Consider the following 22,861-nt stretch of genomic DNA (forward strand, 5'->3'; position numbering starts at 1 on the left):
TAAGTCTGTGTCCTGTCTCTCTATTTGCGGGTGATGTGGTTTCTTGCCGGCGGCCGATATGGCGTCACCATGTGGGTTAGGCTATTTGACAGGCATGATGGCCAGCAACGCCCGGTGGAAAAGACGGTCTGGGCATTTGTGCCAGGATAGCTGTGTGCGGGTCACTTAAACGGAGGCATCAAATGAACGTGGGATTGTTGTGGGTTCTGGTGTTTGCCAGCGTATATGTGCTTTGGCTGTGGCGTTGCTTCAGGTGGGAGTCTCAGTCATTTCCCCGGGCAACACTGCTCGCAGGTCTTGCCAGCACCCTGATTGTGCTGCTGACCAGCGTAAACCTGATGCTGCTCGCTGCCGCGCTGGGTGTATTTGCGCCGAGTCAGACGATGCTCCTTTGCTGTGTGTTTTCCCTCTTTTACGGGATCAAGGCCCTATGGCTCGCCGGGCTTGGCTGGCTGGGTGAACTGCCGCAAGCTCTGGGTAGTCGCTGGCTGTGGCTGGGGAGTGCTGCGCTGTCGGTTACCAGCCTGCTTGCCTGTGGGCTCTTCGACTCAATCTCTTTGTAATGAAACGTAAATCTCTATTGCAATGGGGAGGGATTTATAAGACAACAGAACTCACTAATCCGCATTCCTTCACAGAAACGTCCAGGATAGGACGTAAGAGCAAGCAGTCATGATATCGCTACAGGCATTGACCAAGTCCTTCAGGATGGGGGACGCCGAAGTCCAGGCCCTCCGGGGCGTCGACATTCATATCCGACAAAACGAATTTGTTGCCATCATGGGGCCATCGGGCTCCGGCAAATCCACATTGATGAACATCATCGGCTGCCTGGACAGACCAACCTCGGGCAACTATCTGCTCAATGGCAGTGCCGTGGGCGGCTTATCGGATGATGCCCTGTCTGCGGTGCGAAACCGGGAAATTGGATTTGTGTTCCAAAGCTTTCATCTGCTGCCTCGCTTATCTGCGCTGGATAATGTGCTCTTGCCACTGCGGTTTTCTGAAAACCCCCGGGGCGACAGACAACATGCCATCGAACTTTTAGAGCGGGTGGGTTTGGGGCAGCGGCTCGACCATCGGCCCAATCAGCTCTCTGGCGGTCAGCGTCAGCGGGTGGCAATCGCCCGGGCGCTGGTCAACCGCCCTACATTGCTCCTTGCCGATGAACCCACAGGGGCGCTGGACTCCAAGACCTCGGTGGAGATCATGGCGCTGTTTGATGAGCTGCACCGAAGCGGCCAAACCATAGTGCTGGTGACCCACGAAGAAGAAGTGGCCGAGTGCGCCGGGCGAATTATCCGTATGCGGGATGGTGTGGTGCAGCAAGATAAGCAAACGCCAAGGCAGGTGAGCAATGGTTAATCCCAAGTCCCTCCTTATTGCTTTGGCGCTGTCACCCTTGTTCAGCCCTGCCGCCGAGGCACAGGCCATGTGCGGAGGCGGAGAGCAAAGCCTGCTGCTCACCGGCAGCATCAGCTCTGCCAGGTCACAGCCCTTTGCTGTCCCCAAGGCCGGTGATTCCTGGCGCCATCAAATTCAGTGGCTGTTTCCCGAAGGCAAGCTTGCCAGGGTGGGTGACACCATAGTGATTTTCGACAAAAGCCAGATTGCCAACCAGATAGAGCAGCTCGAAGCCAGTCTGCTCAGGGTGAAGGCACAGGAGCAAAGCCAGGGCATAGATCTGGAATCGGCTTTACTGTCTGCCCAGTTTGAGGTGCGCCGCGCGACCTTGGCGGTGGAAAAGGCCCGCCTCGATGCCTCCATTCCCGCCGAATATATTGCGGCCAAGGAATATGCCGACAACCAATTCAAGTTACTTCAGGCCAATACTGAGCTTGAAAAGGCCAATCAGGCGCTTAAAGAGGCCCGCGAAAAACGCAAGTCCAGCCTTGAGCAGCTGGCCATTGAGAAGCGCAAGGCTGAGGTGGAGCTCAGCGCCGCCCTTTCGGCGCTGGATGCGCTCGAACTTAAGGCCGAAATCGCCGGGCCTGTAATCATCGGTCGCGATTGGAACGAAAAGAAATACCAGGCCGGCGATACTGTGCAGTTTGGACGCCAGATTGCCAGCATTCCCGCGCTCGATGGCCTCGAGGCGTCGGCCTGGGCCAACGAAGTGGATGTGGATAAAGTTCGCCTCGGTCAGCCCGTGTGCCTGTCGCTGGATGCCAAACCCGGATTGCAGGTTCAGGGTAAGGTGGCAAGCATAGGCCGCCAGGCCGTCACCAAGAGTTCCTGGGGTCAGAGCAAGTGGTTCAGGGTTGAAGTGGCCTTGAGTGATGCTGCGGGGCTCGAACTGTCACCGGGAATGAGCGTGATGGTGGAGGTGCAGCCATGAGAAAGCGGATGCAAACGGGGCTGAAAGCCTTGCCAGTCTTTATTGGTGCCCTGCTTTTTGGGGGATGCGGTGACAGTGCCACGGTAGCCGTAGTCGAAGGTCAATTGGTGCAACAGGTCGAGGTGACCGGCGTCTTAACCTCCGCCGATACCCTGTCGATGATGCCGCCTGCCATGCGCCGGGTGTGGCAGTATCAGGTCAAGAGCCTTGCCCCCGAGGGCAAGGAAGTGAAACAGGGCTCAGTGGTGGCAAGGCTTGATACCTCGGAGCTCAATCAAAGGCTGCAGGTAAAAAGCGCCGAGCTTGAGGCGACTGTGCAGGACATAGAAACCTCGCGCCTGAGAAACGCCAAAAAGCTGGAGGAGCTTAAACTCGAGCTTGCCGAAGCCAGGATGGAAGAAGAAAAGGCGCTGCGTAAGTTTGAACTTTCAGACGAAACCGTGGCTGCCATCGACAAAGAAAAGTATCAGCGCGATGCCATTATCGCCACCGAAAAGGTGGCCCTTATCGAGCGTAAATTCATGCTCGAACAGGAAAGTATCAAGGGCCGCATGGCCATGCTGGACGGCGACCGGCAAAAGTTTGCGGCCGAGGTGGCGGCGCTTAAACAGGGCATTGCCGCCATGAGCCTCAAAGCGCCCCGTGACGGCATGGTGGTGTATGGCACAGATCCTCAGGGCAACAAAATCAAGGAAGGCCAGTCGGTGTTTGCCGGAGATGCGGTGTTTTCCATGCCGGATCTGGACCGGATGCAGGTGGCGATGGCCATTCCCGAAGTGGAAGCCAACCGGGTGCGCGCGGGCCTCAGGGTAAAGATCCGTTTGGACGCCAATCCTGAGCGGGTGTTTCACGGCACCTTGTCGGAAACCGGCGCCGTATTTCGCCGAAAGAATGATGACATTCCGCTGGTGGTGTTTGACGCCGTGGCCCGCTTTGATGAAGTGGACAAGGAGCTGATGCGCCCGGGGATGACGGCCAAAATCAACATCGATGTGGTGCAGGATAAGAGTGCACTCCTGTTGCCGCTGGATGCGGTGCACTATGAAGAAGGGCGTCCCTTTGTGTGGCAATCGGGCCTTCTGGGTGACAGCCGCCAGTTTGTGGCGCTGGGCGATTCAGGGCGCGACCGGGTGGTGGTGCTGTCCGGATTGGCACTGGGGGATGAGGTGATACTGAAATGAAACGGCTAATGTTATTGCCACTGTTACCAATGGCGCTGCTGGTGGGCTGTCAGGAATCCACGGAAACAGCGGTGCTCACCATGAAAGTGAGCCGCAGCGACTTCAAGGTGGAAATTCCTGCCCGTGGAGAGCTTGAGGCCAAAAGCGCCACCCCTGTGTCTGTGCCGGGCGGCCTTCGAGGCCCTCAGTCCCTTGCCTGGATCCTAGATAATTTTTCTGAGGTGACGGCCGGGGACGTGGTGGCCAGGCTTGATGGCCGCCGTGAAACCCTGGAGCTGGAGCTTGAAAAATACGATTTCGACAAGCTGGCGCTGGATGGCGACATACAGGCCGAAAAAAACCTCACCACGGCCCAGGAGCTGGTGATTGGCCGGGACGTGACTGAAGAAGAGCTCAACCTGTCGGAGCGCTTTTTCACCGATGATGAGCGGGTGTACACCAAAATCGACATCATAGACCAGATGCGCAACAAGGATTATTTGCAGGCGCGTTTGGGTTATTTCGATTGGGGTAAGGGCAGTCATGATGCACAGGCTACCGCCGAGCTTGACCTTATCCGATTGAAACAAAAAGGCATACAGGCAAAGATTGCCACCTATCAAAGCAACCTGTCCCAGATGGAAATTACGGCACCCCATGATGGCCTGTTTGTGATGCAACCCGGCTGGAGCGGCGCCTTGCCCATGGCCGGTGACATGGTGTGGTCCGGCATTCCGCTTGGCACCTTGCCGGATACCTCTGTGATGCAGGCAAAGCTGTGGGTGCTTGAGTCAGAAGCGGTGGGGCTTGCAGTAGACAAGCCCGTGGTACTGACACTGGATGCATACCCCGACAAGCCCTTTACCGGCAAGGTGACCCAGGTGGATGCTCTGGCCAAACCCAAAGACAGGGACAGCCCGGTTAACTATTTTGAGTTCACCGTGACCCTCGATGTCACAGATACCCAGATTATGCTGCCCGGTCGTCAGGTGCAGGCAAGGGTGTCGGCCCTCAGTGAAGACCAGGTGCTGGCAGTGCCCAATCAGGCCATTTTTCAGCGTGAAGGCCGCTACTGGGTGTATGTCAAATCCCAGGACGGATTTATCGAACAAACCATTACCCCGGGCAGTCGCAGCCTGAACCGAACCGTGATCCTTGAGGGGCTTAAAGAAGGGGATGTGGTCGCCCTGACAGTACCGCGCAGGAGAACTCAGGCATGATGCAGGATACTTTTCGTCAATATCGCGCAGGCGTGGTGCAAGCGCTGGGTGAGATGCTGCACCACAAGTTGCGTACGGCGCTGACACTGCTGGGGATGATTTTTGGGGTAGGAGCCGTGATTGCCATGCTCAGCGTGGGCGAAGGCGCCGAGCGTGAAGCCCTGAAGATGATTGAGTCCATGGGAATTAAGAACCTGGTGGTCAATGCGCGCCCATCGGAAGGGGAAGCCCTGAAAACCGTCCGTGAACACAGCATAGGTCTGAGCCTGCGTGACATAGAAAGTGCCATGGAAACCCTCCCTTTCATCGAGGCCTACAGTGCCGGTAAACAGGTGAAGGTGTTCGGACTTTTCAGTGTGCAGGGCCGCAGCGATGCCCTGGTGCAGGGGGTAACCCCCAGCTATTTTGATTTGAGCGCCTTAAAGCTTGCCGAGGGCCGGCTTCTCAGCGCAGAAGATGAACAGCATTTCCGTCAACTGGCGGTATTGGGACCCGAGGCGGCCCGCAGCCTCTTCCCCCAGGGGGATGCCGTGGGCCAGCGAATTAAAATCAACCATCAGTGGTTTTCGGTGGTTGGCGTGCTTGATGAGGGGGAAAAGGGCAAGTCAGCCATTGCAGGCGTCAAGGTGGGCGGCGAGCGCAACCAGGTGTTTATTCCGCTGGCTACGGCGCTGAAAAAAATGCAGTTCAAACCCCTGGAAGATGAGCTGGATACCATCAAGTTTGCGCTGAAGGAGGGGATAGCCCCGTCGCTTGCCGCGCAAAGTGTGGATCATCTGTTGTCCCGTCGCCATGGCAATGAGCAGGACTACGACATAGTGGTGCCGGCAGACCTGCTTGCTCAGCATCAACGAACCCAGCAAATTTTCAACATAGTTATGGCCTGTGTGGCCGGTATTTCGCTGCTGGTGGGGGGCATAGGTATCATGAATATCATGCTTGCCACCATTTTGGAGCGCACCTCGGAAATCGGGTTGCTGCGGGCATTGGGCGCCACCCAAAAGGATATCGCCAGACAGTTTTTGATAGAGAGCATGGTGATTTCGGCCACGGGCGGCCTGATTGGCATTGGCGTGGGTTTGCTGCTGGCGCTGGTGATTTCAGCGGCGGCCGGCTGGCCTGTGGCCTGGTCAGTGTTCGCCATACTCCTGTCGCTGTTGGTGTGTATGGCGGTGGGTATAGGGTTCGGTTTGTACCCGGCCAAAAAGGCCGCGAGGCTCGACCCTATTGTGGCACTCCAGCGTGATTGACGAGGACATCACGGGAGAGGTGATACTTGCTCATTAAGCGAGCAAGCTCGCCTGAACGTTCCAGTTGCCCCAGCAAGGCCCGCAGCGTCTCGACATCCAGTGGACTCTGCGGGTGTATCAGGGCGGTATGTTTGTACTGCTGATCCACTATGGTCGAGACCACCAGTTTTTCGGCCTTGTCCGGGAAGGCGCGCTGAAAGTAACTGATAAAGGCCTGGCTGATGGGGGCTATATCTGCTCTCCCCAGCAGCAGACCTTCGACGGCAGCACGGGTGTCTGGCACCAACTCGGCCAGATATTGGGTCTTCAAAACGTTTTCGTCGGTATTGAATCCGGCAAAACGGTAATGATAGCCGCGCACCAACAATACCCGACGCTGGGCCAAATCGCTGAAGAACCCCTCGCTGTTGGCCTCGGGGCTTCGGCCCACAAAGACCTCACTATCGAGGATCCCCAGCGGCAGCACCGCCTTTGGGATGTGCTGCCAGCCCCAGTCCGGGCTCTCGAACAGGATGACATCGAAACGGTGGCGCTCAAAGGCTTCGTATCGACGCTCTATGCTGGTGGGGACGAAAACGAATTCATAGTCCCCCTGAAGCCGGTTAAGACTGTCGATAAGCTCAGGAACCAGACCCGAATAGTCACCTTGGTTTTCAATTACATAGGGTGGGAAAGAGTAACCGCCGATGGTCACGGTTTTGGACTCGGCCACGGCATTGGCCGTGAGGGCACTGCTTACTGTGAGCAGTAAAAGGGTCACGCAGCGGCGAAAGAGATTCATGAATTCACAAGCCCTGAGAAAATGGTTCAGCGTCGGGCAAGCATAACCCGAGCACACTGATGTTTAAAATAGACCTTTTGACGCATGATTGACGGTAAAATTTATTCAGGGATGGCACTGTGCCAGGGATGACCCTTGGCAGAGATAAGCCTACAAAGAAAAACGTGCAGGAGAAAGTATGCAGCGAAACGCAACCGCCCCCGCTAACGCCACAAGCGTGGAGCCCGCTAAACCCAGGAGCATGGAGAGCGCGATAATGCCGGAGTCTCCTTCTGTTCGCGCGCTGCTGACACATTGGCTCGACGGCGGATTATTGAGCCCGGGTGCATTATCTCAGTTGCCCTCGCTGGTTGAAGCCTATGAGGCTCAGCATCCACAACACTGGGTCAAGTCGCTCTGCACCATGATGCTTTACCTTGGTGCCTTATCCCTGGGCGCCGGGATTATTTTCTTTTTTGCCTACAACTGGGCAAGTCTGCACCATGTTGCCAAATTTGCCCTGGTGGAGTCGGCCATAGTGCTTACTTTGCTCGGGCTTTATCTTTGTGTTCGGCAAAAACGAGAGAATCCGCTATCTGCGTGGCTTACGGGCGCGCTATTACTGCTGCTGGATTTGTTGGTGGGCGCCTTGCTGGCGCTGGTGGGGCAGGTGTATCAGACCGGGGCCGATCCCTGGCAGCTCTTTGCCATTTGGGCGACCTTTACCCTGCTGCCGGCGCTCGCGTATCGCAGCGATCTGCTCTGGAGTGCCTTTTGGGCACAGGCCAATCTCGCCCTGTGGCTCCATTTTGCCAGTCTGGGCAGCCTTTGGGGCATAGTGGGTGACGTTGACGCGGTGATGTTGGCAATTGCCATCGCCAACCTTGGCCTGCACTGGCTGCTTGAAGTCGGACAAAGACGCAGGTTAGCCCTGCTTATTCAGCCCTTCACCAACACTCTGGCCCTGACGGCCGGCGTGGCAGGCCTCGCCTGGTACGGCGCCTATCACACCCTGGATAACCCCCTTGGCTGGTACCATGGCGTTCTCTTTGTTGTGCTGCTGGCGTTGCTGCCGCTGATTATCCTTGTGTACCGCAGGTGGTGCCCGCGGGTGACGGCACTGGGCATATGGGGATTCGCGGTTATCGCCGTGTCGAGCATCCTGCTGGCGCGCGTGCTCTTTGAAAGCAGTGAGTCGGAGGGCAGTTTTCTGCTGGTAGGCTGGTATGTGATTGGCTGCAGCAGTGGTCTTGCTATTTATCTCAAAGGATTATTGAAGACCGAAGCTCGGCAGGAGGCCCATCATGGTGGATAAATCTCAGCTTTGGCAATGTCTCACAGAGAAAGGCCTGACGACTCAGTCCAGCTTGCCGGAGCATAACCAGGGGCCGCTTTGGTTAACCTTGCTCACAGGCTTATCCGGTTGGGTCGCCGCCGTCTTTTTTCTGGGGTTTTCTGTGCTCATGGTGGAAGAATTTTTACGCTTTGAAGACAGGATGGCGCTGGTGGTGGGGCTGATGTATGCGGTTATCGCCAGGGGCATTTACAGCCAAAGCAAGGGGCTGGAGTTTCTGACCCAACTTGGCTTTGCCACCAACCTTGCCGCCATGCTGGCTACCCTGTGGGGGCTTGCGCACTATTTCGATGAGCCCGGCAGTGTCTATTGGTTGGCTGGAGCCTGCGTGCTGGCGCTGAACGGCTGGTTTTGCCGCTATGGCGCCGATGGGCAGCTGTCGGTATTCGGCGCACTGGTTCTACTTGCCCAGGCCTTCGACAGTGTTAATGAGGCTGCGTGGATGTTACCTGCGCTATTGTTGGCGCTGGGCTGGGTCAATGGTTTGTGGCAGCCCTGGATACGCTTAACACTGGCCGGAATACACCCGTTTGCACGGCGGTTATCCCATGGGATGGTGCTCTTGGTGCTTACATTACCCCTGGTGCTGGACGAGCAGTTGATGTTTTTGGGCGCAGCCTGGACGCTTGAGGGGCTTGGCGGCACGGCATTCATCTTCGCCAAGGTGGCGAGCTACCTGATGTTTATTATTTTTTGCGCGGCCCTGCTAAGGCGGCTTGATGTGCCCGTTTGGGGCTGGGTGCTGGGCACGCTGGGATTAACCTTACTTTTCAGCCAGTTTTCCGGGCTGGCCCTTGCCATGGCGCTGTGGCTCTTTGGCTGGCAACGCCGGGAGCGACTTTATGTACTGCTGGCCGCTGTTGCTGCGCTGCTTTACTTCAGCGCCTATTACTATGAGTTGTCACTGACGCTCTTGTCCAAATCCATCGTGCTGATGGGCCTGGGTGCCTTACTGATGTCGGTGGGATTTTGGCTCTCTCGCAGGGAGGCATCATGAAACGGCTTAACGCGTTTTGGCTAACCCTCATCGCCACCTTTGGCTTATTGGCTGTGATTAATCTCGACATAGCATCAAAGGAGCGGCAACTGGCTGAGGGCACTGTGGTGCGGTTTGCGCTGGCTCCCGTCGACCCAAGGTCTTTAATGCAGGGAGACTATATGGCGCTCGCGTATGCCCTCGAGGCACCCATACTCGGTGCGCTCACCGATGAGGAGCGTGCCGGCAGCATGACAGGGTATCTCTGGGTGACTCTGGATGAGCACGCCCAGGCGCACTTTTTTGCCATTGAACGGGGCGAGCCCAAGCCTGCTGATGTGCTGCGTGTCCAGTTCCGGCTGCGGGACGGGCAGATAAAGCTGGCCAGCAACGCCTGGTTCTTTGAAGAAGGCAGCGCTGCGCGCTTCGATAACGCCAAATATGGCGAGTTTCGCCTGGGTGATGATGGCAGTGTGCTGCTCAGCGCCTTGTTGGACGAGCAGTTCAATGCGTTATAACTATGAAAGTTAAACAGGTTTTTTAATGTGAGCTTGGTGTGGCAGGCGACTGGAACGCACCGCCCTTAGCCGGGTTTGATACTTTCTGAGGTTGACCATACAAAAGTGGCAATTGCTTTACATATGACACCCACCTGTAACATTTCTGATGTAGAATCGGTTCCGATTTTCGCAGAATATCTGGGTAAATCAATATGATAAAGTATATCGTGCGGATAATTATATAAAAAGCACATCCACAATTTTTAGGGGTTAACACATGAAAACCAAAGCGTCCCTGGTCGCTCTGGCGTTGGCTGCTGTCTCTGCCAATGCTTTTGCCGCCGACAACCTCGTCATTTCTGAATATGTCGAAGGTTCCAGCAACAACAAAGCCATTGAACTTTTCAATCCAACCGCGGCCGCGGTAGACCTGAGCCAATACCAGCTTAAGTTTTACTTTAACGGTAACAGCACCTCGGGCAGTAACATTGCCCTGAACGGTATACTGGCGCCGGGTGCCACCTTTGTGGTTGCCGACAATGATGCCAGCGCCGACATTTTAAGCCGTACCCAGCTTGCCAGTAACGCCAGCTTTTTCAATGGCGACGATGCCATAGTGCTGGAGCACCTTGGCAGTGTTATCGACAGCCTCGGCCAAATTGGTGTGGACCCCGGCAGCCAGTGGGGCAGCGGTTTGTTGTCCACTGCCGACAATACCCTGCGCCGTGATGGGGCCAACCTGGTGGCCGACACAGATCCCTTCGATGCTGTGACCCTAAGCACCTGGATTGGTTTTGCCCAGGACGATTTCTCCAATCTGGGCCAGTTTTCCAGCGGTCCAACCGATCCCACCGACCCAACAGACCCACCGGCAGAGGGCCTGATGTGTGGTACGTCCGCTACTGCCATTCACAGTATTCAGGGGGCGGGCGCTGCAAGCCCTCTGGTTGGCCAGATTGTGGAAGTGGAAGCCATAGTCGTCAGCAATCAGGAGGCAGGTCTCAAGGGCGTGTTCCTGCAAATGGCCGACTCCGAGCAGGATAGCGATGCACAAACCTCCGAAGGCGTGTTCCTGTATACCGGCAACGCCCCCACCGACTATCAGGTGGGCGACCGGGTTCGCGTAAAAGCCAAGGTGGCGGAATATCAGGGCCTGACTGAGCTGACTAACCTCACCGACAAGACGCTTTGTGCCACGGCTCAGCCGCTGCCAACTGCCGCCGCTCTCAGTCTGCCGGTAGACGATGTGACTGAGCTTGAAGCCTTTGAAGGCATGCTGGTTAACTTCAGTCAGAATCTGGTGGTGAATGAGGTTTATAACCTCGGTCGCTACGGCGAAATCATGCTGGGTGGCAGTCGTCACTTTATTGGTACTCAGGTTGCAGCCCCTGGCGCCGATGCCCTTGCCGTAAGCGCCGCCAACCAGCGTGACAGCATTTTGCTGGACGATGGCCGCACCAGCCAGAATCCTGACCCCGTGATTTACCCGGCACCTGGCCTCAGTGCCACCAACACAGTGCGTGTGGGTGATACTGTGACCAATCTGACCGCCGTGATGCACTATGGTTTTGGGGTGTACCGCCTGATGCCTGTGGATACCGTCAACTTTGTTGCCAGCAATCCGCGCACCGATGCACCGGCGCTGGATGCGGGCAACCTCAAGGTCGCCAGCTTCAACGTGCTTAACTACTTCAACGGTGATGGTCTGGGCGGCGGTTTCCCCACCGCGCGCGGTGCCAATACCGCCGTCGAATTTGAGCGCCAGCGCGCGAAAATCATCAGTGCCATGAAGGCCATCGAGGCCGATGTACTGGGCCTGATGGAAATCGAAAATGATGGTTTCGGCAGCGAGTCGGCCATTGCCGATCTGGTCAACGGCCTGAACGCCGCCACCGAAGCGGGCCGCTACAGCTACATCAATCCGGGCGTGGCAGCCATTGGCACAGATGCTATCAGCGTGGGTATTGTTTACCGGGCCGATAAGGTGACGCCAAAAGGCGCTGCCGCCATTCTCGACAGCAGCAACTCGGCTTTGGATGACGAAGGCAAGGTACTGTTCAACGACCAGAAAAACCGCCCCATGTTGGCTCAGGCCTTCCGTCATCTGGAAACTGACGAGCCTTTGGTGGTTGCGGTAAACCACTTCAAGTCCAAGGGCAGTGACTGTGTGGCCGAAAATGACCCGGATCTGGGGGATGGCCAGGGCAACTGCAACCTGACCCGTACCCGCGCTGCCAAAGCCGTGGGTGAGTTCCTGAACAGTGAGTTTGCTGACGCCCCTGTGCTGGTCATTGGCGACCTTAACTCCTATGCCATGGAAAACCCGCTGACGGCATTGAATGAGGCCGGGCTGACCGAGCTTTTTGCCCATCTGGGTAAAGAAGCAGCCTACTCCTATGTGTTCTCCGGTGAGTCAGGTCAGCTCGACCATGCACTGGCGAACGCTGCCTTGCTGGACAAGGTGGTGGATGTGACCGAATGGCATATCAACACCGACGAGCCACGCATTCTTGATTACAACGTCGAGTTCAAGAGTGCAGGGCAGGTGGAGTCCCTCTACAGCATGGATGCCTACCGTTCATCGGATCACGACCCTGTGGTGATTTCACTGCAGCTGGAACGCGCCAATAAACTGCCTGTTGCCAGCTTCAGCTATGAAATGCGTGGTCGCAAAGTGGCGTTCGTGGCCAATGCCACTGACGCCGATGGTGACATAGCCACCATTCACTGGAACTTTGGTGATGGTACTGAGGCCATGGGTGATGCGGTTGAGCACAAGTTTGCCAAGCGCGGAGTGTATCAGGTGAGCCTGACCGTGACCGATAATCTGGGTGGCAGCACCACGGTGACACAGCAGGTAGCGGTTGGCGTAAACGCCGACAACCAGGCGCCTGTGGCTGCCATCGAACATCTGGATTTTGGTCTGTTCCATGTGTTCGTTTCAGCCAGCTACGATACCGATGGCCGCATCCGCAAGCAGCTGTGGCAGTTTAACGACGGTGTCCGTTTCGCAAGCTCCGTGGTACTGCGCCGCGCCGGCAGTGCCAGTGAGGTCAACCTCACAGTGACTGACAACGATGGGGCGACCGACAGCACCAGTCTGAGCTTTTAAGCATACAGCAAACGGCCTGCACTCTGGCTGACTGGCAGTGCAGGAGAAGCTTACCGCTCGGCCCTTTGAAAAAGTAAGGGCAGAAAAAACCGGCGCCATGCGCCGGTTTTTTATTGTCATCCCTAAACCACCGCCTAAGGCGGTGGTGATTGTTCCTTGAGGCTATAGCCTGAATAACGCCCATGCTAAAAGAGACCTTCTTATTCACCACAAGTAAGAGGTAACTAGAAGCATGGGCGATTACAGAAGTTCATCACATGTTTACTGGCGTTGTAAATATCACACCGTTTGGACTCCGAAGTACCGTTTTAAAATGCTCAAAGGCAATCTTGGCAAGGAGCTGTATAGGTCTATTTATATCCTATGCAATATGAAAGGTTGTGAGGTTTTGGAGCTGAATGTTCAGGTAGATCATGTGCATTTGGTGGTGATAATTCCACCGAAGCTTTCGATATCGACTCTGATGGGTGTATTAAAAGGTAGAAGTGCGATTAGGTTATTCAATAAGTTTCCGCATGTACGTAAACGACTATGGGGCAACAAATTTTGGGCCCGTGGCTACTTTGTCGATACGGTTGGTGTAAATGAAGCCATCATAAGGCGTTATGTAAGACATCAAGACAAACAAGACTTAGAGCATGAGGCTCAGTTATCGTTGCAGATGGGTTAGAAGATAGCGATAGCCCCTTCTAGGGGCGAATTAAAGCCGCCTTCTAAGAAGGCGGATTCTTTACTTGGATAGGCCATTAACTTGATTTTGGCATGCTCACGCGGGGTGGGGGGATGTTCAAGGTGGGGTGACGTGCGGGAATGGCATTGTCCGGTGGCTGCCGGACAAACTGGCCATGAAAATCGTAGTTCTGGGACTTAATCACGCTTTTTTCCGGATATTAGGGCGTACATTTGATTCATGATCCTGTTTATTTTGATGGTAGCTGTCATTTAGCTTGGTTTACCATGTTATTGATTTTATGAATCATCTGGCTTTCCTGGAGTTTCCCGATGACGACCAATAGTTGTACTGATTTGCCAATCAGCCAAAAGATGAGTTTTCTCGACCGAAATCTGACCCTGTGGATTTTTGTGGCCATGGCTTTGGGAGTGGCACTTGGCTACCTCTTTCCCGGCATCGCTCAGCTCAATGAGGCAATGTCCGTGGGCTCTACCAACGTGCCGCTGGCGATTGGCCTCATCCTGATGATGTACCCACCACTGGCCAAGGTGAATTATGCCACCATGGGCAGCATGGCAAGGGATCGCCGTGCCATCACCTTGTCGCTGCTGATGAACTGGTTGATTGGTCCGATATTGATGTTTGCCATAGCGCTGCTGTTTTTAAGGGACTACCCGGGTTATATGGTCGGCCTGATTTTGATTGGCCTTGCCCGCTGCATCGCCATGGTGCTGGTATGGAATGACCTTGCCGGCGGCAGCAAGGAATATGGCGCAGGACTGGTGGCCTTAAACAGCGCATTTCAAATTCTGACCTACAGCTTTATGGCGTGGCTGTTTATTACAGTCTTGCCACCGCTGTTTGGGCTGCAGGGTTTTGCTGTGGATATCACTATGCTGGATATTGCCAAGAGTGTGTTGATTTATCTCGGCATTCCCTTTATTGCGGGTTTCTTGAGCCGTAAATACCTGATTAGAGCCAAGGGCGAGCAGTGGTACACAGAACGCTTTATCCCGGCCATTTCACCCATTACGCTGATAGCGCTCCTGGCAACCATAGTGCTGATGTTCAGCCTCAAGGGGGAAATGATAGTGCAGCTGCCCATGGATGTGCTGCGGGTGGCCCTTCCCCTGGTGGTGTACTTTGTGCTGATGTTTTTCACCAGCTTCTTTATTGGTAAAAAGCTTGGGCTTCCCTACGATAAAAACGCCTCCATTGCGTTTACCGCGACCGGGAATAACTTTGAATTGGCCATTGCCGTTTCGATTGCAGTATTCGGCTTGAGTTCAGATCAGGCGTTTGCCGGTGTGATAGGTCCGCTGGTGGAGGTGCCTGTGCTTATCCTGCTGGTTAACGTGGCGCTTCGCCTCAAGCAGGGTTACGCCAAGTCTTTGAGTACGTCTTAAAGCCTATGGGTCTTGAGCTCAATCACTCCGTGCCTGAGATGCTTCGACCCAAACCCTGGCTGGGGATAATAAGCAATGGCGGAGTACCCGGGATTTGGGTACTCCGCCAGGTCGTGAAACGCTGCTTGTGCTGATTGCGAAAACTATTTCTTTATCCACTTGCCCGATGGGTCCTGGATAAAGTGCCCCTTGTCGGCAGCCTTGATGGCTTTTTCGGCGGCGAGTTTGGCCACATCCGAGGTGGCAATTTTGTTTTTAGCGGCAATTTTTTCGTAGTGGGCACGGCGCTTGGTGTTCACTTCGTCCATCAGCGCACGGGCCTCAGGGTTGTCTTTTACCAGGCCCAGGTATCCATTTTGCTGCTCACCCAAAAAACCTTCCGATTTGGCCTGCTGCAGATCCATGGCAAACACATTGAAAGAAAGCAGGGCGGCGGCTGTCATCAGTATCCATCTTTTCATCGCATTCTCCGGTCAGAACAGCTGGTCGTCGGCGAGCAGGGCATCAAGCTCCTTGTCCACCTTGATGCGGATTTCGTGTTCAATTTTCACGTTCAGATTAATAACAATCGGCTTGTCGGGCGGCTCAATTTTGACCGTCGGCGAGCAGGCTGTTATCAGCAGCGCCATCATGGCGCCAAGGCCGGGTGCGACTAATTTCACGGGCGAGTCCCTCAGTTAACACTCTGTTCAATATGACTTTGCAGCTTTTCACTTATGGTCAGACTGCGGATAAGTTGCAATAAGTTCTCTTCATGAGAGTAATTCAAGTGTACAGGGCGTTCAATGCCCTCACTCTTACCTTTGACTTCGACACTGATAATGGCATCGCCGCTCTCTACCATGTCGAAGCTGCCGGCAAGGCTCGAATATTCAAGATGTTTAAGGGCATCAAATACCAGCGCCAGATGCGGCTGTGAGGCAACCAGTTCATCCACTGCCGGGTTGTTGGAGACTTCTATCAGGCCACCGGGAGCCCGGGCAGCAATGCGTCCGCCGCTCACGCTGACTTTGCGAGCGCGAACATCCACCGGCAGTACACCATCAAAAATGCCATCGGCCCTGATACCCTCTACCGGCTGCAGCGCCAGCATTTCCTCGAGGCTGAGGCCAGTGAGCACCAGATAGGCGTGGGAAGGCTGTTTGAGATTGAGTTTGAATTTGGGCAATAAAAACTCCCCCTCCAGCAGTTTGCCACGACTGGTCATGTCGATATCAAACTCGGATAAGGTGCCGTCTTCTGTGCTTTGCAGAGCAAGGGTGCCCTGACCACTCATGTCACTGAGGATGATACCCGGCTGAAAATGGTCAAGTGACCAGCTCAGGTTATCGCAGCCGAGGCGAAAATCACTGTCACGGCGCTTGTCCTGAAACAGGCCGCAGGTGGCACTGAGGTTGCCGCCCCGAAATGGATAGCTGCCCACGCTGCCTTCGAGGTCTGATAAGTCGGTTTTCAGCCGAATATCCGTGGTTTGTTTGGCCAGATCCAGTGCAATTTCGGCGTTAAGGTGGGTATTGCCGGAAAGGGGAATGTCGATCGAAAGATTCAGGCTGCCGGCCAGGGCCTCGCGCCAATTGCCAAGGCTGTTATCGCCCTGCCAACTTGCGTTAACCGTTTGCACAGCGCCCGCCATTAGCCCAAGTTGATGTTGGCTATTAAGCCGTATCGGCTGATGCTGGCCCAGTTGCCACTGCTCGTGGGTTTGCACTTGGCCCGGATTAGCGGTGAGCTGCTGCTTAAGTTCCAACCAGTCCACCTCGAATCGTGTGGTTTTCAGCCGCTTGCTGTCGGCACTGTGTGGCGCCTGTCTTTGTACCCTGATGTCGCTGAGGCTAAGAGTTGAGGCGAGTTCCGGCATGGACGACAAGAGCTGTTCGAGCAGAGCGTTCTCTTTGGGTACTGCGTTAAGTGGCAATGACAATGCCCAGGGCTTCTGCACGGCAGCGCGTAAGCTGATATCACCCACGTCGAGTTTGGTCAGGGCTTGCGCTGGCGCTTTAACCTGACCTTGCGCCAAGGCCTGTTGAGCGACAGGTTTTTGTCTGATGGACACCCCACGCGCTCTGAATTCGAGTTCCGTCTTTTGTGAATCTACCGTTTTTTCACCCAGCGCCACATTAAGCTCCCCCGGATGGGATGCAGTGGCCGGGCGGTAGCTTGCACGGATGTGGCTGTTGAGGCTTTTATTCAGATGGAGAAGGCTTTCACCCAGACTCACCTGGGAGAGGGTGTGAGTGCTGTCGCTATTCAGGTCGGCGCGGTCAAAACCCAGGCTGAATTCATCAAGCTCAAGCCCAATAATGTTTGGGCTGCTTGCGCTGTTGCCGTCGCTGGCCGCCTCATCGTTTAAGCCCGCAGACGCTGTGACGGGCGCCCCGCGGCTTTTCTGCGACATGGGCTGTGCCGCCTGTTGTGAAGCTTGTTGTGAAGTTTCTTCTGACGTGAGTCTTGAAGCCAGCTGCGCCGTCAGCGAGAGCCGAGGCTTACCAAGGTTGATTGTTGCTGCTTTGCCTGTGCCTGCAGTCAGGGTTATGCCGAGACCGGATAGCAGGGCGCTGAGGTTTATCTCGCCGCTATGGGCAAGTTTCAATTCCACAGGGCCGAGCAGGCCATCAAGCGGCTGTTGCAACCGGCTATTCAGTGTCGGGCTTGCCGCCAATGCCAGCTGCCATGGGCCAGCGCTGGCGTCGGCAATGATGTGGGCAGCAGTTGCCTCACCGCTTGTCATGCTGATGCCCTTTGGCAATGCAAGCTTGAGGCTAAGGGGCTTTGCCTCAAGCAGCGCAGAGTCGAGCGTTGACAGCCAGTCCAGGGGGGCTTGAAGTATGTCAGCGGTGTTGAGCGCCGGGTCAGGATTTGACTCGGCACTTGCCGGAAGGGGGGCAGAGTCGGTGCCAAATGCCATCAGCAGCGCCTGACGCTGCGATTGGCTTAATGTCGTGCTAATCATCAGCGGGCTTAACCGGGCACTTGCCGCTCCGCCATCCACATTGGCTTTGAGCTCGGTGTCGCTCAGGTCAAAATGGACTTGCTCCAGTGCATCCAGCGTCAGGGCAGCCTGTTTAAGATTGAACTCACTCCTGAGTGCCGCACTTTTCAGGGTGAGGCGGTTTTGAATGTGGAGCTCGCCTGAGATGGAGGGTTCAAACCTGGTCTCAAGCCTTCGTAGCTGCTGCAAAAAGCCAAACAGCGGGTTGTCCGGTGTGATGGGCAGGGCGGTATCGGCCAGTCGTTTCAGTAACTCATGGGCGGCAGGCAGCGATAACCCCAGCTCAGTTTGCCAGGCGTCTCTCCCTAAATTGGCGTGTAAATCCAGAATTTTATTGCCATCGGGATTGGCGATGCGACTGAGAAGTCGTCTGTCTTCACTCAGCGACAGATACTCCAGTCGCAGCAGCTTGCCCTGCTGGGTGTCTATGTCTATCGGCCCCAGTGCAATATGGGGCAGCTTGTTCAAATCCAGTGCCAAGGCAGCCCGGTCATCGGCCTGATGAGTACCGGCGGCCATGAGTGAGCGACTGCCAAGAAACACATAGCTTTGCTCCAGCGCGATACTCTGGGGCAGGGGAAAGCTAAGTTCGCCCTTAAGATAGCCGGTGACGGTGTTTTGGGTGAGTTCGGTGAGGGACTTGTCGAAAGTAAATCGCAATCCTGCGAGCTGCAAACGGCTGTCTTCGATGTCCAGATTGAGGTTTTCCAGCGTGATGCCGTGGGATTCGATGCGCCAGGCCAGGCTGTTGAGTGTGACGCCGGATTTGGCAAGCTCATGCCGGGCAAGGGATGTCAGCCAGTCTTTGCCCTGATACCACAGCAGTGCCGCCGCGCCCGCGCTGAGCAGCAGCAGGCACAGGAGCAAGATCCCAAGCAGGCGAACAGCGCGTTTTGCCAAAGTCCCGTTACCATAAAATCTCTCTATGGCGCGAGTTTAGCACGATGGACCCCGGTAGCTACAGCCCCGGGGCGCAGTCGATACTGTGGCAGCGCTGCCGCCGTAAGCTGTAGCGTTACAACCTTGCGCCTTCAATGGCCAGGAGGCTTGTGAGGGCGTCATCTAGGGTACTGACCAGCTTGTCCACATCGGCGGCACTGGTGTGAGGGCAGCACAGGGTCATGTTGTGGAATGGGGTGATCAGAATGCCACGGTTGATAAGGTACAAGTGCAGTGCCATTTGCAGCTCGTCGTGAAAGGCCGCTTCCGCCTCCGCGCCGGTGCGCGGCGGTGTTTGGCAGAACTGAAATTCACAGCGGGCACCAAGCTCGGTCACAGACCAGGGCAGCCTGTGCTTGGCGATGATCTCGCGAAAGCCTGCCGCGAGGCGTTTTGCCAGTGGCAGCATATGGTCGTACGCATCCTGATTCATCACGTCTTTCAGATTGGCACGCATGCAGTGCATGGCGAGCGCATTGGCCGACAGCGTGGTGCCCATGCCGCTGTGACCATGGCCCTGGGACTGCTGATTGATTCTGGCTTTGGCTGCCTGCATGGCCTGACTCATGGCCTCGCTGCAACCGAACACGCCGCAGGGCACGCCACCGGCGACGGGTTTGCCCATCACGAAGAAGTCAGGGTCAAGTTGCCACAGACGCGTACAACCACCGATGTCGGTGGAGATGGTGTGGGTTTCATCGACCACAAACAGGGCGCCGTATTGACGGGTCAGTTCACGGCACTTTTGCATAAAGCCGTCATCCGGCATCACCATTCCTATGTTGGTCATGGCCGGTTCGCACAGGAGGGCGCACACATCCCCTTGTTTCAGCGCCTGTTCGAGTGCGGCAAGGTCGTTAAAAGGAATGGCGCGGCTGTACTGGCTTAAATCATACACCTGGCCCACCAGACCCGGGCGATGTACGGTTTGGTTGCCTTGAGTGCGCACCATGACATCGTCAACCGTGCCGTGGTAGCAGCCGTCAAACACCAGTAATACCGGCTTTTGGGTGATGGCACGGGCCCAGCGCACCACATAACGGTTGGCGTCGGTGGCCGTGGCGGTCACCTGCCAGTAGGGCAGGCCAAATCGTTCGCTTAAAATCTCACCGCACACAATGGCATCTTCGCCGGGCAGCATAGTAGTGAGGCCCTTGGTGGACTGGCGAGCCAGTGCTGAGGCCACAGCCGCCGGCGAGTGACCAAACATGCTGCCGGTGTCGCCCAGGCAAAAATCCACATATTCGTGGCCATCCACATCACGGAACCGGGCGCCGCTGGCGCTTTCAACGAACAGCGGAAAGGGGGTAGACCAGTCGGCCATCCAGTGCATGGGCACGCCGCCATAGAGGGATTTTTGCGCACGCTCGGCCAAACTGCGGGACTTGGGGTTTCGCTCAATGAAGTGGCTGCGCTCGTGGCTCATAAAAGTCTCTACGGCGTGTGAACTGATCCCGCTTGCGGTCATGTGATGGCTCCTTGTTGTTTGTTTTATTGAACGCGGCGTTCATTATTATCATTGGCTGCAGGGGTTGGCAATAGCCCCAAGTGATGAGGCGGGGTGGCAGCATGGGTTTGATTGAAGCTGTGCTGGAGAGCTAAGCTGACAAAAGAAAAAAAAGGAGCCATAAGGCTCCTTTTTATCATTTTAAACAGATGATTATCGCGTTACACCAGATACCTTCAGCGCTTGTAGCTGATGTGTTGGTGGAAGCGGATAACCAGGTCCTGACGTTCGCCATCGAGATCTATGTCCCGGGCGAACTGGCGAAGTGCATCTTCCACTTCGTTCATAAAGCGGCCAAAACCGGCATCTGTGTGGTCTTCGCTGCCTGCGGCAATCACAAAGTAGGCGGTTTCCACCAGATTATCCGGCTGCCAGTGGGCCAAAAACTGGGGTTCACTGGCATTGGGGTCAAAGCCAAGCATCTGCACGCCTTTATTGGTTTCGAGGCGGTCAAATTTACTGTTTCTGACCAGCGGCAGCAGGCCATTGGCCACCATGGCAGCGCGTTTAAAGCCATGTTCCAGAACTGCTTTTTGGAAGCAGTCCTGCAGTTTGGCGTAAATGTCGCCGTAGTTGGTTGGATGTTCACCACCCAGGCGCTGCTTGAGACGACGGCCCAGTGGCAGGGTGACTGTGGCGTAGCTCAGGGCACTGACATCTGCGGGCAGCTCGCACTTGCGTGCCTTGTAACGCTGAGGGATCCCACGCAGCTTGTAACCATAGGTCTTCTTATTGCCCTTGGCCCGGGCGAACAAATCATAGGTCAGGTGCTGGTGGTCGCGGATTTTAATGGGCTGCTCCAGGGCCAGCTGGGGCGAGAGCTCTTTAAGCAGCTCCTGTACCTGGGTATGGAAACTGGCAGAGTTGGCGCGCAGCTCGTCACCCACGGCAAGGAACAGGAAGCGAATTTTGCGGGTGCGGTAGTCGGCACGGGCGAACAGGTTTTGTGCTTCGTGGTAGCGGGGATTGTAAAAGAAAATGACCTGCTGGTCGGTTTCCAGACAGTAGGCCTCGGTGTGAAAGCGGACAACAGGCAGCTTATCATTGGCAATAACATGAACGTTTCGCAAATCGTGGCGTTCGGCCAGTTCGAAGAACTGTTTTGCCAGCGCCTGATAGCAGCTCATGACATCAGGATATTGGTTCAGCAGGGCGTCCGTGAGCTTGATTTCTGCCGTAATGTACTGGTTAGTACGGGCGTCCGTGGGCAGATAGACTTTTTGCTGATGGTTAAAAGACATAGTCACTCCTTGGGTACGATAACCATTGACTGGTTTCTTTGCAGCGGATCCTACCGGGGAATTGCTGCAGAAATGTTGTTCCGGCACACACTTTTATTCACTTTATTCCCGGTGCATGAGTTTTCGCTTAAAAAGCTTGCGCTCAAGCGCGGATGTGAGCGGGATTTCGCTGGTGTTTGGCATATGTGTGAGCCATTTCTCACAAATCGATGCCAAACCCGATAATCAGCTGGTAGTCGTTACTCTTGGGCACAACGCCGTCGTTACCCGCCTTGGGTTTGTTGGTTCTGTCCCAGACCAGAGACACATCGAAATCGAAGATGTCGGTCAGGTCGATGGAAAAGCCTGTGAGGGCATGGTGTGAATAGCCCCCGGAAGCCTCACTGCCATAGAGCATCTGGTAGCGGGCATTGAAGTCGATATCGTCAGTAAGTTCGTGTTCAAAGCGGGTACCCATAACAAGCGCTGCAGAGCTTTCATCTTCGGGTTCGCCCACCCCCACATCAACGAAGCGGGTATAGCTGTATGCCGGACCGCCGCCAATGGTCCATTCGGTTTTGGCAGTGTCGATAAGATCGTACCCCACCCCGGCTCCCAGAGTTACCTTGGTATCGATATTGAGAAAAGGGTCGCGATAATATTCCACAAACACGGGGCGCAGATAGAAACGCTTCGAGATAAACCAATCGAAGTTGCCTGCCAGCCTGTGATTGTTAACCGTGTTTTCCCCTTCGCTCTTTGAATACTTGCCCATGTAATCGCTGTTGAGGCGTGATTCTGTAGTACGCCGCTTAATGGCGGCGCTGGCGCTGTAATCCACCTGGCTGGTGTTGCCCGAACGCAGATTGGCACCGAGGGATACTTTGGCCGACCAGTAGTTTGCTTCCCGCTGCACGCCGGGGATGATGGTCAGGATTTGCCGACGATCAAAAGGTTTGCCATCGAGCCAGGCCGACTGATTGCGGATTTCAAGTTGGCCAGTGATAGTACTTAAATCCTCAAGGCCCACCGACAGGGTTCCGGCACTCTTGAGGGCCTTGATGTCTTCCCAATCTATAATCAGGGTATCGAGTTTATCGCTTTCAAACTCCAGCCTGTCATCGTAGAGGTGTTTGATTTCCCCTTTGAGTAATTCATTGGACGACAGCAGCAGCCAATCGTATTGGCTGTCTACTGACACTTCAAAGGGAGGCGGCGAGGCCTGCGCAAGGGGAGCCACGAAGGGGGCTAGGGCGACGCCGACAACCAGAGTCTGTGCCATGCATGCCAAGGCGACGCGCGCCACCTTATGGTTGGCCGCAGTTGATGCCAGCGGACGGCTGCTCAGCTCGTGTGGGATTGAGGATGGTTTCACTATGATGCTCCTTGCAATATCATCCGACTGGGGTTGCTTCCTTCAACAGCCACTGAACACTGTTAACTTACAGCTTATAGAG

At 55.4% G+C, this 22,861-nt stretch carries 19 protein-coding genes; 12 read left to right on the forward strand and 7 right to left on the reverse strand.

The features are described 5' to 3' along the window. The first annotated feature begins 182 nt into the window (after nt 1-182). The 6 genes from JQC75_RS07205 (at nt 183) to JQC75_RS07230 (ending at nt 5,968) form a co-directional block, all read left to right on the forward strand. The gene (locus JQC75_RS07205; protein ID WP_203326742.1) at nt 183-563 is read left to right on the forward strand and encodes a hypothetical protein; all 381 of its coding nucleotides are present in this window, start codon (nt 183-185) and stop codon (nt 561-563) included. Nucleotides 564-672: 109 nt separating this feature from the next. Next, a complete protein-coding gene (locus JQC75_RS07210; protein WP_203326743.1) occupies nt 673-1,365 on the forward strand; it encodes an ABC transporter ATP-binding protein in 693 nt (230 codons plus the stop codon). Beyond that, entirely contained in the window at nt 1,358-2,338 is a 981-nt protein-coding gene (locus JQC75_RS07215) for an HlyD family secretion protein (RefSeq protein WP_203326744.1), read from the forward strand. Before JQC75_RS07210 ends, JQC75_RS07215 begins: the two co-directional genes overlap by 8 nt. After that, complete coding sequence (locus JQC75_RS07220) at nt 2,335-3,519, forward strand: efflux RND transporter periplasmic adaptor subunit (RefSeq protein WP_203326745.1); 1,185 nt, start codon at nt 2,335-2,337, stop codon at nt 3,517-3,519. Before JQC75_RS07215 ends, JQC75_RS07220 begins: the two co-directional genes overlap by 4 nt. Continuing rightward, entirely contained in the window at nt 3,516-4,718 is a 1,203-nt protein-coding gene (locus JQC75_RS07225; protein ID WP_203326746.1) for an efflux RND transporter periplasmic adaptor subunit, read from the forward strand. The genes JQC75_RS07220 and JQC75_RS07225 overlap by 4 nt, the downstream gene beginning before the upstream one ends. Continuing rightward, nucleotides 4,715-5,968 (forward strand): ABC transporter permease, encoded by a 1,254-nt coding sequence (locus tag JQC75_RS07230; protein ID WP_203326747.1) that lies wholly within the window; start codon nt 4,715-4,717, stop codon nt 5,966-5,968. Before JQC75_RS07225 ends, JQC75_RS07230 begins: the two co-directional genes overlap by 4 nt. On the opposite strand, the gene JQC75_RS07235 is transcribed toward JQC75_RS07230, so the two are convergent. Then, nucleotides 5,943-6,749, reverse strand: coding sequence for a substrate-binding periplasmic protein (locus JQC75_RS07235; RefSeq protein ID WP_203326748.1), 807 nt, complete (start codon nt 6,747-6,749; stop codon nt 5,943-5,945). The two genes, JQC75_RS07230 and JQC75_RS07235, sit on opposite strands and share 26 nt — an antisense overlap. Nucleotides 6,750-6,927: 178 nt before the next feature. On the opposite strand from JQC75_RS07235, the gene JQC75_RS07240 reads away from it, so the two are divergent. The 6 genes from JQC75_RS07240 to arsB all read left to right on the forward strand — a co-directional run bounded on the left by JQC75_RS07240 (nt 6,928) and on the right by arsB (nt 14,749). After that, complete coding sequence (locus JQC75_RS07240) at nt 6,928-8,043, forward strand: DUF2157 domain-containing protein (protein WP_203326749.1); 1,116 nt, start codon at nt 6,928-6,930, stop codon at nt 8,041-8,043. Continuing rightward, nucleotides 8,033-9,079 (forward strand): DUF4401 domain-containing protein, encoded by a 1,047-nt coding sequence (locus tag JQC75_RS07245; protein ID WP_203326750.1) that lies wholly within the window; start codon nt 8,033-8,035, stop codon nt 9,077-9,079. The genes JQC75_RS07240 and JQC75_RS07245 overlap by 11 nt, the downstream gene beginning before the upstream one ends. Further along, nucleotides 9,076-9,576, forward strand: a complete 501-nt coding sequence (locus JQC75_RS07250) for a GDYXXLXY domain-containing protein (RefSeq protein WP_203326751.1) — start codon at nt 9,076-9,078, stop codon at nt 9,574-9,576. Before JQC75_RS07245 ends, JQC75_RS07250 begins: the two co-directional genes overlap by 4 nt. 259 nt (nt 9,577-9,835) lie before the next feature. Next, nucleotides 9,836-12,670, forward strand: coding sequence for an ExeM/NucH family extracellular endonuclease (locus JQC75_RS07255; RefSeq protein ID WP_203326752.1), 2,835 nt, complete (start codon nt 9,836-9,838; stop codon nt 12,668-12,670). 232 nt (nt 12,671-12,902) lie between these two features. Further along, complete coding sequence (tnpA, locus tag JQC75_RS07260; RefSeq protein ID WP_203325554.1) at nt 12,903-13,340, forward strand: IS200/IS605 family transposase; 438 nt, start codon at nt 12,903-12,905, stop codon at nt 13,338-13,340. Nucleotides 13,341-13,672: 332 nt separating this feature from the next. Then, entirely contained in the window at nt 13,673-14,749 is a 1,077-nt protein-coding gene (gene arsB / locus JQC75_RS07265; RefSeq protein WP_203326753.1) for an ACR3 family arsenite efflux transporter, read from the forward strand. A 143-nt stretch (nt 14,750-14,892) separates the two neighbouring features. Here arsB and JQC75_RS07270 read toward each other — a convergent pair whose 3' ends face one another. The 6 genes from JQC75_RS07270 to JQC75_RS07295 all read right to left on the reverse strand — a co-directional run bounded on the left by JQC75_RS07270 (nt 14,893) and on the right by JQC75_RS07295 (nt 22,779). Next, a complete protein-coding gene (locus JQC75_RS07270; RefSeq protein ID WP_203326754.1) occupies nt 14,893-15,210 on the reverse strand; it encodes a YdbL family probable chaperone protein in 318 nt (105 codons plus the stop codon). Nucleotides 15,211-15,222: 12 nt separating this feature from the next. Further along, on the reverse strand, nt 15,223-15,381 hold the full coding sequence (locus JQC75_RS07275) for a YnbE family lipoprotein (RefSeq protein WP_083766438.1): 159 nt from the start codon (nt 15,379-15,381) through the stop codon (nt 15,223-15,225). A gap of 41 nt (nt 15,382-15,422) precedes the next feature. Beyond that, nucleotides 15,423-18,638 carry an intermembrane phospholipid transport YdbH family protein gene (locus JQC75_RS07280; RefSeq protein ID WP_203326755.1) on the reverse strand — a complete coding sequence of 1,072 codons (3,216 nt, stop codon included), beginning with the start codon at nt 18,636-18,638 and terminating at the stop codon, nt 15,423-15,425. A gap of 115 nt (nt 18,639-18,753) precedes the next feature. Continuing rightward, nucleotides 18,754-20,145 carry an aspartate aminotransferase family protein gene (locus JQC75_RS07285; RefSeq protein WP_203326756.1) on the reverse strand — a complete coding sequence of 464 codons (1,392 nt, stop codon included), beginning with the start codon at nt 20,143-20,145 and terminating at the stop codon, nt 18,754-18,756. Between the two features lie 215 nt (nt 20,146-20,360). After that, complete coding sequence (locus tag JQC75_RS07290) at nt 20,361-21,425, reverse strand: DUF3083 family protein (RefSeq protein ID WP_203326757.1); 1,065 nt, start codon at nt 21,423-21,425, stop codon at nt 20,361-20,363. A gap of 199 nt (nt 21,426-21,624) precedes the next feature. Next, nucleotides 21,625-22,779, reverse strand: a complete 1,155-nt coding sequence (locus JQC75_RS07295) for a DUF481 domain-containing protein (protein WP_239002104.1) — start codon at nt 22,777-22,779, stop codon at nt 21,625-21,627. Nucleotides 22,780-22,861: the final 82 nt, after the last annotated feature.

It is taken from the genome of Shewanella litorisediminis, from assembly GCF_016834455.1.
GTDB lineage: Bacteria > Pseudomonadota > Gammaproteobacteria > Enterobacterales > Shewanellaceae > Shewanella > Shewanella litorisediminis.

Coding starts and splice junctions, on each gene's coding strand:
- JQC75_RS07215 (WP_203326744.1), top strand. CDS start 1,358: ATGGTTAATCCCAAGTCCCTCCTTATTGCTTTGGCGCTGTCACCCTTG.
- JQC75_RS07255 (WP_203326752.1), top strand. CDS start 9,836: ATGAAAACCAAAGCGTCCCTGGTCGCTCTGGCGTTGGCTGCTGTCTCT.
- JQC75_RS07290 (WP_203326757.1), bottom strand. CDS start 21,425: ATGTCTTTTAACCATCAGCAAAAAGTCTATCTGCCCACGGACGCCCGT.
- JQC75_RS07245 (WP_203326750.1), top strand. CDS start 8,033: ATGGTGGATAAATCTCAGCTTTGGCAATGTCTCACAGAGAAAGGCCTG.
- JQC75_RS07235 (WP_203326748.1), bottom strand. CDS start 6,749: ATGAATCTCTTTCGCCGCTGCGTGACCCTTTTACTGCTCACAGTAAGC.
- JQC75_RS07205 (WP_203326742.1), top strand. CDS start 183: ATGAACGTGGGATTGTTGTGGGTTCTGGTGTTTGCCAGCGTATATGTG.
- JQC75_RS07250 (WP_203326751.1), top strand. CDS start 9,076: ATGAAACGGCTTAACGCGTTTTGGCTAACCCTCATCGCCACCTTTGGC.
- JQC75_RS07230 (WP_203326747.1), top strand. CDS start 4,715: ATGATGCAGGATACTTTTCGTCAATATCGCGCAGGCGTGGTGCAAGCG.
- JQC75_RS07225 (WP_203326746.1), top strand. CDS start 3,516: ATGAAACGGCTAATGTTATTGCCACTGTTACCAATGGCGCTGCTGGTG.
- JQC75_RS07275 (WP_083766438.1), bottom strand. CDS start 15,381: ATGATGGCGCTGCTGATAACAGCCTGCTCGCCGACGGTCAAAATTGAG.
- arsB (WP_203326753.1), top strand. CDS start 13,673: ATGACGACCAATAGTTGTACTGATTTGCCAATCAGCCAAAAGATGAGT.
- tnpA (WP_203325554.1), top strand. CDS start 12,903: ATGGGCGATTACAGAAGTTCATCACATGTTTACTGGCGTTGTAAATAT.
- JQC75_RS07220 (WP_203326745.1), top strand. CDS start 2,335: ATGAGAAAGCGGATGCAAACGGGGCTGAAAGCCTTGCCAGTCTTTATT.
- JQC75_RS07270 (WP_203326754.1), bottom strand. CDS start 15,210: ATGAAAAGATGGATACTGATGACAGCCGCCGCCCTGCTTTCTTTCAAT.
- JQC75_RS07285 (WP_203326756.1), bottom strand. CDS start 20,145: ATGACCGCAAGCGGGATCAGTTCACACGCCGTAGAGACTTTTATGAGC.
- JQC75_RS07210 (WP_203326743.1), top strand. CDS start 673: ATGATATCGCTACAGGCATTGACCAAGTCCTTCAGGATGGGGGACGCC.
- JQC75_RS07240 (WP_203326749.1), top strand. CDS start 6,928: ATGCAGCGAAACGCAACCGCCCCCGCTAACGCCACAAGCGTGGAGCCC.